At 65.2% G+C, this 13,038-nt stretch carries 11 protein-coding genes; 7 read left to right on the top strand and 4 right to left on the bottom strand.

Annotation, left to right across the window (positions count from 1 at the left end; all coding sequences use genetic code 11):
* Positions 1-67: 67 nt before the first annotated feature.
* Entirely contained in the window at positions 68-982 is a 915-nt protein-coding gene (locus ACVILL_RS29435) for a LysR family transcriptional regulator (protein WP_456732256.1), read from the top strand.
* A gap of 146 nt (positions 983-1,128) precedes the next feature.
* On the opposite strand, the gene ACVILL_RS29430 is transcribed toward ACVILL_RS29435, so the two are convergent.
* Complete coding sequence (locus ACVILL_RS29430; RefSeq protein WP_456732255.1) at positions 1,129-1,737, bottom strand: TetR/AcrR family transcriptional regulator; 609 nt, start codon at positions 1,735-1,737, stop codon at positions 1,129-1,131.
* A 60-nt stretch (positions 1,738-1,797) separates the two neighbouring features.
* Positions 1,798-2,337: a PaaI family thioesterase gene (locus ACVILL_RS29425; protein ID WP_456732254.1), complete on the bottom strand. Its 540-nt coding sequence runs from the start codon at positions 2,335-2,337 to the stop codon at positions 1,798-1,800.
* Between the two features lie 132 nt (positions 2,338-2,469).
* Between ACVILL_RS29425 and ACVILL_RS29420 the strand changes: the two genes are divergently transcribed.
* Positions 2,470-3,240 carry an enoyl-CoA hydratase gene (locus ACVILL_RS29420; RefSeq protein WP_456732253.1) on the top strand — a complete coding sequence of 257 codons (771 nt, stop codon included), beginning with the start codon at positions 2,470-2,472 and terminating at the stop codon, positions 3,238-3,240.
* A 291-nt stretch (positions 3,241-3,531) separates the two neighbouring features.
* Positions 3,532-5,811, top strand: a complete 2,280-nt coding sequence (locus tag ACVILL_RS29415; protein WP_456732252.1) for an FdhF/YdeP family oxidoreductase — start codon at positions 3,532-3,534, stop codon at positions 5,809-5,811.
* Positions 5,812-6,284: 473 nt separating this feature from the next.
* Here ACVILL_RS29415 and ACVILL_RS29410 read toward each other — a convergent pair whose 3' ends face one another.
* A complete protein-coding gene (locus tag ACVILL_RS29410; RefSeq protein WP_456732251.1) occupies positions 6,285-7,544 on the bottom strand; it encodes an MFS transporter in 1,260 nt (419 codons plus the stop codon).
* Between the two features lie 278 nt (positions 7,545-7,822).
* Here ACVILL_RS29410 and ACVILL_RS29405 point away from each other — a divergent pair, with 278 nt between their 5' ends.
* The 4 genes from ACVILL_RS29405 (at position 7,823) to ACVILL_RS29390 (ending at position 11,643) form a co-directional block, all read left to right on the top strand.
* On the top strand, positions 7,823-7,990 hold the full coding sequence (locus tag ACVILL_RS29405) for a hypothetical protein (protein ID WP_456732250.1): 168 nt from the start codon (positions 7,823-7,825) through the stop codon (positions 7,988-7,990).
* A 113-nt stretch (positions 7,991-8,103) separates the two neighbouring features.
* Positions 8,104-8,616, top strand: a complete 513-nt coding sequence (locus tag ACVILL_RS29400; protein ID WP_456732249.1) for a chromosome partitioning protein ParB — start codon at positions 8,104-8,106, stop codon at positions 8,614-8,616.
* Between the two features lie 271 nt (positions 8,617-8,887).
* Positions 8,888-10,084: an acetyl-CoA C-acyltransferase gene (locus ACVILL_RS29395; protein ID WP_456732248.1), complete on the top strand. Its 1,197-nt coding sequence runs from the start codon at positions 8,888-8,890 to the stop codon at positions 10,082-10,084.
* Between the two features lie 254 nt (positions 10,085-10,338).
* Positions 10,339-11,643 (top strand): MFS transporter, encoded by a 1,305-nt coding sequence (locus tag ACVILL_RS29390; RefSeq protein ID WP_456732247.1) that lies wholly within the window; start codon positions 10,339-10,341, stop codon positions 11,641-11,643.
* 29 nt (positions 11,644-11,672) lie between these two features.
* On the opposite strand, the gene ACVILL_RS29385 is transcribed toward ACVILL_RS29390, so the two are convergent.
* Positions 11,673-12,992: a carbohydrate porin gene (locus ACVILL_RS29385; protein ID WP_456732246.1), complete on the bottom strand. Its 1,320-nt coding sequence runs from the start codon at positions 12,990-12,992 to the stop codon at positions 11,673-11,675.
* Between the last annotated feature and the right edge of the window lie 46 nt (positions 12,993-13,038).

The following is a 13,038-nucleotide window of genomic DNA, read 5'->3' as shown; positions in this document are numbered from 1 at the left end:
ACAAACCCTATTGACCCTGCATTTTATAGGATTCAAGTCCGATAAATTGCACCATAGATGTGCGGAAATGCTGGATCAAGGCGGCGGCACAATCGACTGGGACGACTTCCGTTTCGTGCTTGCCATCGTGCGCGGCGGGTCGGTTTCGGCTGCCGCCAAGCAGCTCGGCGTCGATCATGCCACAGTGATCCGCCGTGTCGACCGGCTGGAGCGCCACCTCTCCGCAAAACTGTTTGATCGGCGGAAGACCGGCTACCTGCTGACCGAGGCCGGCCAGCGCGTCGCCGACAGCGCGGAGGCGATGGAATCCACCATCGTCGCCAACCAGGAGGCGGTCGGCGGCTCGCGCGCCCATCTCACTGGCACGGTGCGGATCGGCGCGCCCGATGGCTTCGGCAGTCACTTTTTGGCCTCGCGGCTGGTCAAGTTCACCGAGCGGTATCCCGATCTCGATCTGCAACTCGTCGCCACCGCGCGGCTGTTCTCGCTGTCCAAGCGCGAGGCCGACATCGCGATCAGCCTGACCATGCCGAAGGAAGGCCGCATCGTCGGCCGCAAGCTTTTGGACTACACGCTCGGGCTTTATGCCGCACCCGCCTATCTGGCGCAGGCGCCGGCCATTGCAGCGCGCGCCGACCTGCCGCGGCATCGTTTTGTCGGCTACATTGAGGAGCTGCTGTTCACGCCGGAATTGGACTACCTGCCGCAGGTCTCGCCGAAAATCTCCGCGAAATTCCGCAGCGCCAACCTGATCGCCCAGCTCAACGCCACCATCGCCGGCTTCGGCATCGCCGTGCTGCCGCACTTCATGGCGACGGCCCACCCCGAGTTGCAGCCGGTGCTGCGCGACGAGGTCCGGATATCCCGCACCTTCTGGCTCCTGATGCACGCCGACAGCAAGGACCTCGCCCGTATCCGCGCGGTGGCGGACTACATCTACGAGACCGTGGAAGCCGAGCGCGCGCTGTTCAGCGGGATGTGATCTCTCCGTCGTCCCGGCGAAAGCCGGACCCGTAACCACGACTGCGCATCGTGGTCGAGATGACGGCCCCAGCGCAATCAACCAACCAACATTTGGGGTAATGGGTCCCGGCCTTCGCCGGGACGACGATGGGGAGATAGCTCGCCCTAATTCACCTTCTTCTTCGCCGGCGCCTTCGCGGCGGCGCGGCCGAGCACTGCCTCGCGGCCCGCGCTCAAGATCTCGTCGGACATCTCGCCGCTGCCCGCGATCCGCGACATCACGATGGTGCCCAGCATGGTCGCGAGCGTGGCCATCGCCTGCTTGCGCGCGGCCTTGCGCGGCACGTCCTGGATCTGGTCGGTGATCATGTCGATCATCTGGTCGAGCTTGAGCGCAAAGGCCTTGCGGGTCTTCGGGCTCTCGCGGGCGATTTCGGCGCCCAGCGCCGGCACCGCGCAGCCCTGGCCGGGATCGTCGCGATGGACCGCCGAAAGGTAGCCGTCGACGATGGTCGCAAGCCGCTTCTCCGGCGGCACATCCGCCGTGACCTTGCGCCAGCGCTCGTTGGCGCGGTCCATGGCGTAGTTGAAGGCCTCGATCACCAGCGCCTCGCGCGAATCGAAATGCGCGTAGAAGCCGCCATGGGTCAGGCCGGCGTCCTTCATCAGGTCAGCGACGCCGATGCCATGCGCGCCCCGCTCGCGCAGCCGCGTCGCCGCCCTCTTCACGATCCGCGCGTGGGTCTCCTGCTTGTGTTCTTTCGAATAGCGCATGCCGATCTCATGGAATGTTTCTAATCATATAATAGCAGATTTGCGCGGGGAATGCTGCAGTTATTTCGCCTTTGGCTCCTCGCCGAGCATGGAAAAAATCGCGGTCGCGTGCACCGCAAGATTGCCCCTGCCGTCGCGGACGAAGCCCTCGGTGTAGCTGGTCTGCCGGCCGAGCTTGATCACCCTGCCCTCGGCCGAGATTGTTCCCGAACGCGCCGACAGCGGGCGCAGATAGGTCAGCTTAAGGTCGAGGGTCACCGACGTCTGCCCCGCCGGCAGCACCGTCGAGATCGCGCAGCCCATCGCGGTGTCGAGCAGCGCGGCGGCGGTTGCGCCGTGCAGCAGGCCGATCGTGTTCTCCAGGCTTTCATGCGGTTCGAGTTCCATCACGATCCGCCCCTCGTCGACCACGGCCATGCGGAAGCCGATCAGCCTGGCCATCGGCGGCGGCGGCAACCTCCCGTCGCGGATCGCGCGCATCGCCTCGATGCCGGACATCGCCATCGCCGCCTTCGCCACCGGTCCGGGTGCTTGCCATTCCACCACGCGCGTGCGCGTCAGTTCGGGCGAATGAAGATCTGACGTCTCGGCGACGGTCATGACGGCTCCTTTTATATGATATATATAATTCTATACATCCGCGTCCACCGGCGCAACCGCTGCGCCCGCGCTTGACAGGGACCGGGTTTGTCCGGGACATGGCGCGATCAATTCCTGCGCCGGAACCATTCCATGGACATGCTCAATCCCCACTGCGGCATCGACCGCGACGCGAGAGGCGTCGTCCGCCTCACGATCTGCAACGCCGGCAAGCTGAACATCGTCAACTCGGCCGTGACCAACGGCGTGCGCGAGGGCTTTGAGCATCTGGCCGCCGATCCGACCATCCGCGCGGTGATCCTGGCCGGCGAAAGCGAGCGCAGCATGATCGGCGGCGCCGACATCAAGGAGATGGCGACGCTCGACCAGAAATCGGCCGAAGCGTTCATCAGCCGCCTGCGCGACCTCTGCGAGGCGGTGCGCAAATTCCCGGCACCCGTGATCGCCCGCCTGCCCGGCTGGTGCCTCGGCGGCGGCCTCGAGGTCGCGGCCGCCTGCGACGTCCGCATCGCCGCGCATGACGCGATGTTCGGCATGCCCGAGGTCAAGGTCGGCATCCCCTCGGTGATCCACGCCGCGCTCTTGCCGCGCCTGATCGGCTGGGGCCGCGCGCGCTGGCTGATGATGACCGCCGAGAACATCGACGCGCCGACCGCGCTCGCCTGGGGCCTGATCGACACCGTGGCAAAGCCCAATGGCCTCGACGACGCCGTCGAGCACACCGTGAAGGCGCTCTTGGAATGCGGCCCCGAGGCGCTGCGTATCCAGAAGGACCTGCTGCGGCAATGGGAGGAGCTGCCGCTGACCGAGTCCGTGAACCTCAGCGTCGGGGTGTTCGGGAAGTCGTTCCAAACCGGCGAGCCGCAGCGGCTGCTGCAGGGGTTTTTGGATCGGAAGCGGTAATAGTGACACCTTGTAGCCCGGATGGAGCGCAGCGAAATCCGGGACGTGCCATCCGCGGATCAAACTGCCCCGGATTGCGCTTCGCTCCATCCGGGCTACGTGCCGGTCTTACGGACTGTTGACCGCAAACCCAAGCCGATTAGGCTAGTCTCCATGACGAGCAGGTGCCCCAGATCGAGAACGTCGATCGGAACGCGCTGATCTCGCGGATCGCCGCACTCGCGGCCAACAAGACAAATCAATTTCGGGACAAACGCACGGGGTCAGAACTCAACAGCAGCAGGAGGACATATGGTCCAAAAGCGCGACGTTCCCGGTATCCGCCCCTATGATGCTCCGGCCGGCGGCTGGGGCGCCCTCAAGGCCACCGCGGAGGCGGTTCGCACCCAGATGGATCTGGTCGAGGCGCCGATCACGCTGCTGCGCACCAACAAGCCCGACGGCTTCGATTGTCCGGGCTGCGCCTGGCCCGACAAGGAGCACACCTCCACCTTCCAGTTCTGCGAGAACGGCGCCAAGGCCGTCACCTGGGAAGCGACCAGCAAGCGCGTTACGGGCGAATTCTTCGCCGCCCACACCGTCACCGAGCTGCTCGGCTGGAGCGATTACCATCTCGAGAACGAGGGCCGCCTGACCGAGCCGCTTGCCTATGACGCCGCGAGCGACACCTACCGGCCGATCACCTGGGATGACGCCTTCGCGCGGATCGGCGCGACGTTGCGCGCGCTGCCGGATCCCAACATGGCCGAGTTCTACACTTCCGGCCGCGCCTCGAACGAGGCCGCCTTCCTGTTCCAGATCTTCGCGCGTGAATACGGCAGCAACAATTTCCCCGACTGCTCCAACATGTGCCACGAGGCCACCAGCGTCGGGCTGCCGCAATCGATCGGCATCGGCAAGGGCACGGTGTCGCTGGACGATTTCGACCATTGCGAGCTGATCATCGCGATGGGCCACAACCCCGGTACCAACCATCCGCGCATGATGGGCACGCTGTGGGAGGTGTCGCGCCGCGGCGTGCCGATCATCGTGTTCAATCCCTTGCGCGAGCGCGCACTGGAGCGCTTTGCTGATCCGCAGGACCCGATCGAGATGGCGACGCTGGGTTCGACCCGGATAGCCTCGACCTATTATCAACCCAAGGTCGGCGCCGACGCCGCGGTGCTGAAGGGGGTGATGAAGGCGCTGATCGAGAAGGATGATACGAGCCACGACGTGCTCGATCACGCCTTCATCGCCGAGCACACCAACGGCTTTGACGCGTTCGCGGCCGACCTCCGCGCAACGCCGTGGGATAAGATCGAGACCGTGTCTGGCTTCAGCCGCGCCCAGCTCGGCGAGGTTACCGTCGCGTATGCAAAATCCAACGCCACCATCGTCACCTACGGCATGGGCATCACCCAGCACATGCGCGGCACCGACAATGTCCAGCAGATCGCAAACCTGCTGCTGCTGAAGGGCAATTACGGCAAGCCGGGCGCCGGCATCTGCCCGCTGCGCGGCCATTCCAACGTGCAGGGCAATCGCACCGTCGGCATCACCGAGAAGCCGAATATCCCGATGTTCGAGGGCATCGAGCGCACTTTCGGCTTCAAGCCGCCGCGCCATCACGGCCATGACGCGGTCGCCGCGATGGAGGCGATCGACGACGGAAGGTCCAAGGTGCTGATCTGCCTCGGCGGCAATTTTGCCATCGCCCTGCCCGACCCCGAACGCTGCGCGGCCGCGATGCGCAAGCTCGAGCTTGCCGTCCATCTCGGCACCAAACTCAACCGCTCGCATCTGCTCATCGGCAAGCAGTCGATCATCCTGCCGGTGCTGGGGCGCACCGAGCGCGACATCCAGGCCTCGGGCCCGCAGGTCGTCACCGTCGAGGATTCGATGTCGATGGTGCACGCCTCGCGCGGCAAGCTCACCCCGGCCTCCGAGTTCCTGCTGTCGGAATCGGCGATCATTGCCGGCGTGGCGATGGCGACGCTGCCTTCGAGCAAGGTGCCGTGGGCCGAGCTGGTCGCCGATTACGACCGCATCCGCGACGCCATCGAGGGCGTCTTCCCCGACTTCAAAGACTACAACGCACGGATCCGGATTCCCGGCGGCTTCCGCCTGCCGCTGCCGCCGACCGAGCGCAAATGGACCACGCCGTCAGGCAAGGCCGAATTCCTGATCTTCGACGGCCTCGAGGAGGACCCGGTGCTGTCGGACAAGTCCGTCCTCAAGCTCACCACCATCCGCAGCCACGATCAGTACAACACCACGATCTACGGGCTGAACGACCGCTATCGCGGCGTGTTCGGACGGCGCGACGTGCTGTTCGCCAATGAGGCGGACTTGACTGCGCGCGGTCTCGCCCATGGCGATCTCGTCGAGATCGAGACCGCGCTGCCCTCAGGCGAGCCACGCCGTCTCGCGCTGACCGCGATCGTCTACGACATCGCCCGCGGCTCGGTCGCCGCTTACTATCCCGAAGCCAACGGCCTGGTGCCGCTCGACTACCAGGACAAGGAAAGCGGCACGCCGTCCTACAAGTCGGTGCCGGTCCACATCCGCCGCGCAGCGCAGGCGGCGTAACGTGGGCGCGTAGCCCGGATTGCGCTCCGCTCCATCTGGGCTACGCTAGCTGTTGACGATCTAGTCGACCACGGCGCGTTGAGACGGTGGATGCAATGGTGAATGAAGTAATTGCGGCGGCAGGCAACACGGCTGTCCCAGCATACCTCACGCTACTCAAGCTTGGATACACAGTTGACCGTGCTGGCAAGGGCGATCAGGAGCACTGGATCGCTAAGAAGGAAACGCTCCACCTTGTCGCCGATTGCCCACTGGAACTCCTGGGCCTCTGTTTGTTGCGGAGTGAGCAAGGTCCACACTGGCAGGCGACGGACCTCCAGATTGACGAATTCATGAGACAGTTCTACCCGACTGCGAGTTCAACCTAATCGTCGCGCAGCAAGCGGTAGTGCCGTAGCCCGCATGAGCGCAGCGACATGCGGGGCCAGACCGTCCCGGATATCGCTTCGCTCATCCGGGCTACAGAAGTCCTCTCACCTCGCATTCGCCGGCGCGTGGGTCGGCCACAGATCGGCGCGCCAACGCAGCGCGATTGCGAGCATCGCGATGAAGCCGGCGGCGGCAAGCAGCGTGCCGGTCGCGGTATAGCCGATCAGGTCGATCAGGCTGCCGGCGGCGAGCAGACCGAGCGGCAGGCCGTAGATCACCATCATGCGCACGCCCATCACGCGGCCGCGCAGATGCGCGCTGGCGTTGCGCATCAGCATCACCGCTGCCGAGATCATCGACATGCTCTGCGCGATGCCGGCCAGCAGCAGGCAGGCCATCGCCACCGGCATAGTCCTGATCTCGACGAACACCATCAGCATCGCGTACCAGGCGAGCGTCGCGCCGATCAGGAGCCGCGCGATGCGCACGCCGCCGGCCATGCTGAGCGTGATCGAGCCGATCAGCGAGCCGACCGCAAAGCTCGCGGAGAGATAGCCGAGCCCGGTCTGGTCGGTATGGAAGATATCGCGCGCGACATAGGGCAGCAGACCGTTGGTGAGCGGGAATGCCGTGAGATTGGCGAGGAACGCGACGCAGAGCGCGGCACGCATGCCTGGGCCGCTCCAGGCATAGACGATGCCCTCCTTGAGGTCGCGCAGCAGTTTTGAGCCCGGTAAGTCGATGTCCGACTGATCGGCTGCGGCATGGGGCTTCGGCCGGCTCATGCACAGCATCAGGATCGCGGCGATGAAGTAGAAGCCGGCGATCCCGACATAGACGTAGCCGATGCCGAGCGCGGCGAACAATCCCGCCCCGGTCAGCGCGCCGGCGATGCGGGCGCTATCTTGCGTGGTGCGCGCCAGGCTGATGGCGCCGACCAGCTGCTCCGGCGGCATGATGTCGGCGAGCAGCGCGCCGCGCACGCCGAGGTCGGACGGGCGGATCACCCCCATGATCGCGACGATGATCATGACGTTGAGCGGCGCCAGGTGCCCGGTCAGCGCCAGCGTCATGATGGTCCCGGCGAGCGCCGTATAGGCGAAGCGCATCACGGCCAGCAGATCGCGATGCCCCATGCGATCGCCGATCATGCCGACGACGGGCGCGACCAGCGTGCCGACATATTGCAGCGAAGCGAGCACGGTGAGCAGCAAGACCGAGCCGGTCTCGACCATGATGTACCAGCCGAGCACCAGCGTCTCGACCTCGAACGCCCAGGAGGTGAGCAGGTCGGACGGCCATTGAAAGCGATAGCTGCGGATGCGGAATGGCGCGAGCGCGGAGGTCCGCGTGCTCCCGCTCACGACGCGATGACGCGTGTCACGGCGTGTCCTGCCCTTTTTCTTGGTTCTTCTGGGTCTTGATGGCGGATGTTGATTCTCTTGGGAAAAACGTCCCATCCCGGAGCGTAGCGCCGAGGCAGTCGGTGTCAATTGAAGCCGCCGCATGCGGCCATGCGCGGGGTGTCGACGGCAGCGTGCCGCACTGCCCACCCAGAGCGCGCTGCCGCCGGCTCGGCTATCTTCCTCCGCCCCACGAGATGATTGTGCTACGATGCCTGTCCGAAACCGCGGAGGGCCACATGACAGCCTTCGAAGTTTTGGCGATCTACGTGACGCCGTTTGTGATCATCGGGATCGCAATCAAGCTCGTGATGAAGCGTTACGCCGTCGATCTGCCCGATGTACAGAAGCAGGCCGGCTCCGCACCGAAGCGACGGTTCCTGCTCGGCGCCTGGCGGACAGACTAGGCCTTGAAGCCGCGCCCTTGAGGCCCCCGCCCGGGTTTACAAGGTTTCAGCTACAGCGTAGCGCTTCATCCTTGAACCGCGTTTTGGACCGCCCCTGAGGAGGGACTAATACTGTGCCCGGCCCGGAAAGCCTTCCAATCGACCATATCTACGTTCCCCTGAAGAAGAGGAAAACCCTCAGGCTTGAGGTCGTTCAAGAGATCGCGGCCAGCATTCTGGAAATTGGACAACAAGTCCCGATTCTGGTTCGGCCGGATGAGGGCCGGCTCGTCTTGCTCGAGGGATTACATCGGCTCGAGGCCTGCAAAGCGCTAGGCGAGACCACGATTATCGGAGTGCTGGGTTCGGCGGAGACTGCTCACCACAAGGCGCTGCTGTCCGACACTGCTGAAACCGAGGCCGAGCGGGACAAGATGGCGCGATTGAAAAAGCTGCGCCTCGAAAAGGAAGCTGCGGATAGATCGACCGCATCCGTGGCTTCAACCATGGAAACTGAATCGACCGAGCTCCGGTCAACGCGTTCCGGCAAGACCATCCGGCGAGAGCCCTCCCGCGATCCAGCACCGAAAACGAAAACCTTGTCGGAATGGCTCACGCAGCAAAAGCGCGATGGTGGCCGCTATTGATTGCCGGCTCGGCTGCCCTGGCGAAGGCCAGGACCCATTACCCCATATCTCAATCGCTGCGCGACGCTGGGCCGCGATCCCTCATCACAGAATGCGGTGATTATGGGTCCCTGGATTTCGCCAGGACGACAGCCGAGATCGGGGTGAAACGTCCCGCATCAATTCATGCGAACACGACATTTTGTCATGGGACGCGCAGTTGCATTTTTTGCACCGCATCATATGATGCATATAATCCAATTAGATTCCCGGCATTGAACGGAGTTCCGCCATGGCATCCAGCGCCGATCCCGTCGTCATCCTCTCCGCCGCCCGCACCCCGCTCGGCCGCTTCATGGGCGAGCTCACGCCGCTTGCGGCGCACAAGCTCGGCTCGCATGTGATCGGCGCGGCGCTCGAACGCGCTAAACTCGCGCCTGAGCGCATCGACGAGGTGTTCATGGGGAACGTGCTGCCGGCCGGCCAGGGCCAGGCCCCTGCCCGCCAGGCCGCGCGCGGCGCCAAGCTGCCGGATGCCACCGGCGCCACCACCGTCAACAAGGTCTGCGGTTCCGGCATGAAGGCGACGATGCTCGCCCACGACATTATCAAGGCCGGCTCGGCCGAGATCGTGCTGTCGGGCGGCATGGAGAGCATGAGCAACGCGCCGTATCTCTTGCAGAAGGCGCGCGGCGGCTATCGCGCCGGCCACGACCGCGTCATCGACCACATGATGATGGACGGGCTCGAGGACGCCTATGAGACCGGCCGCTCGATGGGCGATTTCGGCGAAGCGACCGCGGAGGCTTATCAGTTCACCCGCGCCGACCAGGACGCGTTCGCGATGGAGACGCTGAGCCGGGCGCGCAAAGCGGTCGAGAGCGGCGCCTTCAAGGCCGAGATCGCGCCGATCACGCTTGCCGAGAAGGCCGGTCCGCGCATCATCGCCAATGACGAGCACCCGATGAAGGTCGATCCGGCAAAGATCCCCGGCCTGAAGCCCGCGTTCCGCGCCAACGGCACCATCACGCCGGCCGCCTCCTCGGCCAATGCCGACGGCGCCGCGGCGCTGATCCTGGCGAAACGCTCGCTCGCCGACCGCGACGGCCTGCCGGTCCTGGCCGAGGTCAAGGGCCACGCCACCCACAGCCAGGAGCCGCAGTGGTTCACCACCGCACCGATCCCGGCGATCAGAAAGCTGCTCGACAAGGTCGGCTGGAGCGTCGGCGATGTCGACCTGTTCGAGATCAACGAGGCGTTTGCCGTGGTCGCGATGGCGGCGCAGCGCGACCTCGGCATTCCGCGCGACCGGCTGAACATCAATGGCGGCGCCTGCGCGCTCGGCCATCCGATCGGCGCCACCGGCGCACGGCTGATCGTGACGCTGCTGCACGCGCTGGAAGCGCAGAACCTGAAGCGCGGCGTCGCCGCTTTGTGCATCGGCGGCGGCGAAGCCACCGCGATCGCGATCGAGCGGGTGGCGCACTGAGCGATAGCGTTCCCGTCATTGCGAGCGAAGCGACTCGTCCGCCGAAGCCTTGGCGAAGGCGGAAGCAATCCATCGTCCCGCATATGCGGAGCTATGGATTGCTTCGTCACTTCGCCCCTCGCAATGACGACCTTGCGGAAAACCATTACCCAGCCGATGTCCGAAAACGAGGGAACTACGCCATTTTAGACATAGCCACGCCATGGCATATTGCGCATCACGAATAGAACCTCATTGCATCAATCTGGAACCCAATGATCTCGAACTGGCTTGCCTCCACCCTCGCCCGCCGCAACATTCATTACGGCTGGGTGATGGTCGCCGTGACCTTCCTGGCCGCGCTGATCTCGGCCGGAACCGTCGGCGCGCCCGGCGTCTTCATCGTTCCCCTGCAGAAGGAATTCGGCTGGTCCACCGCCGAGATCTCCTCGGCGCTGTCGATCCGCTTCATCCTGTTCGGGCTGATGGCGCCGTTCGCCGCCGCGCTGATGAACCGCTACGGCCTGCGCAACGTGACGCTGGCGGCGCAGCTGATCGTGGTCTCCGGACTGCTGGCCTCGCTCGCCATGACGCAGGTCTGGCAGCTCATCCTGCTGTGGGGCGTCGTGATCGGGATCGGCACCGGCATGACCGCGCTGGTGCTCGGCGCGACCATTGCCGCGCGCTGGTTCGTAGCGCGGCGCGGCCTGGTGATCGGCATGCTCACCGCGAGCGTCGCGACCGGGCAGCTCGCGTTCCTGCCGCTGCTCGCGACCATCACCGAGCGCTACGGCTGGCGCATCGCGCTCGGGCTGGTCTGCGTCCTGCTCGGCGTCGCCGCCTTTGCCGTGCTCCTGCTGCTGCGCGACCGGCCGAGCGACGTCGGCTTGCGCCCGTTCGGCGATGAGGGCACCGCGCCCCTGCCCGCGCCGCCGCCGGCCAATGCGCCGATCATGGCGGCCGCGCTCGGCACGCTGCGCGACTCCTCGAAATCGTCGGTGTTCTGGATCCTGTTCGCGACCTTCTTCGTCTGCGGCGCCTCGACCAACGGCCTGGTCCAGGTCCATCTGATCCCGATGTGTCTCGATTTCGGCATCCCGCAGGTGCAGGCCGCGAGCCTGCTTGCCGCGATGGGCATCTTCGACTTCTTCGGCACGATCATTTCGGGCTGGCTGTCCGACCGCTACGACAACCGCTATCTGCTGTTCTGGTATTACGGCCTGCGCGGCCTGTCGCTGCTGTACTTGCCGTTCTCCGATTTCACGTTCTACGGGCTGTCGCTGTTTGCGATGTTCTACGGACTCGACTGGATCGCGACCGTGCCGCCGACCGTGCGCCTCACCGCGCAGCGCTTCGGCGCCGAGCGCGCCAACCTAGTGTTCGGCTGGATCTTCGCCGGCCATCAGATCGGCGCCGGCGCCGCCGCCTTCGGTGCGGGCGTGTCACGCACGCTCTATGCGAGCTATCTGCCGGCCTTCTTCATCGCCGGCGCGCTCTGTGTGGGCGCCGCGCTGATCACGCTGGCGATCACGCGGCCGCAACCGAAGCCGGTGGCCGAGCCGAACCCGGCCGCGGCCTGAGCGGTCGCGCCCGCGCGACGGTGCGGCGGTCAGTACGAGAGGATGGTGCGCATCCCGAACACGATGCTGTCCTTGATCCGATGCGTCTGCGTCGGATCGTTGGGGTCGACGGCGCCGCCGCCGGGATGGGCGATGTACTGAAACATCGGCTGCAGCGTGAAGTTCTGATTCACGACGTGCTGATAAGTGATCTCCAGGATCGCCTCATAGTCGCGGATCGGATACGGGGTGCCGGTGAAGATCTGGGTGTCACGGTCGAGCGCGCGTGCAGCGTCGGAAATCCTGGTATAGATCGCGGCGATGCCGAGCCGGTCGTCCGGATATGTCTCGCTGAAGCCGGAGAACAGGAAGCCACCGTCGACATAGGTGCTGATGAGGTTGCGGTCCGACGGGCTGACCGATGCGCGCATGAAGAACGCGACGCCCTTGTCGGAGTCCGGCTTGGCGCGCGCCAGCATCTGCTCGTAGACCATGAAGATGCCGTTGTCCCGGCGCAGCCAGCGCGTATCGCCGGAGCTGTTGGGATCGGCAAACGACAGCCCGTCCGCCGAGAAGCGCTGATCCGCGAAAGAACCGATGTGGTACCAGGCCCCACCGGTGATGGTCGCCGGCAGCTTGCTCTCGCCGATCTCGAACTTGTATTTGAGCTGGCCGATCCACCACGGCGGATCGTTGACGCGGAAATTGAGCCCGTGGGCGTTCAGCACCTGCGGATCGTCGGTCCCTTGCGGCGGCGAAGCCGAACCGTCGAACACCGCCAGATAGGCGGTGATACGGTCGGACAGACTGGCCTTGATGCGGATGCCGGGCACGGCGAGCGGCGGCGACGGTCCGCCGGCCGGCAGAATGGTGCCGACAATGCCGGGCCAGCCCAGCGCCGAGTTGATGAATATGTCGTCGTACTGGCTGTCGATGAACTCGACGTCCGAGCCCTGCTGGCCGACGCGCACCGAGAGCTTGCCGCCGAGCAGCTTCTGCTCGATCCAGAACTCGTAGAGCCGCGTCGCCGGCAGCGACTCGACGCCCGACACCAGGAACAAATTGCCGACATAACTCCGCGACAGCCCGTCGCCGTGGATCTGGTACATGTTGGCGTGGAAGGTCGCACCGGTCCAGCCCGTCACCTTCTCGAGGTCGATGGTGGTGCCGAGATCGAGACGGCCGGTATAGGCCGCGCCGTTGCTCACGCCGCCGGAGACGTTCGCGAACCCCTCGCCGATATAGGTCAGGCTGAACTGGTAGCCGGCATCCTCGAGCGCAGCGCGCGTGTCGGCGATCCGGTCCGCGACCGGCTTGTCCTCGGCGCGCGCCGGCGGCGCGGACGCGCAGAGCACGAAGACCGCGGCCATCAACGTCGCACGGGAAAGAACTCCGCCCATGTGAAATACCGCGGTG

The sequence above is a fragment of the Bradyrhizobium sp. USDA 3364 genome, from assembly GCF_054056355.1.
Note: the sequence above shows the minus strand (reverse complement) of the source record. Positions and strands in the feature narration are given on the sequence as shown.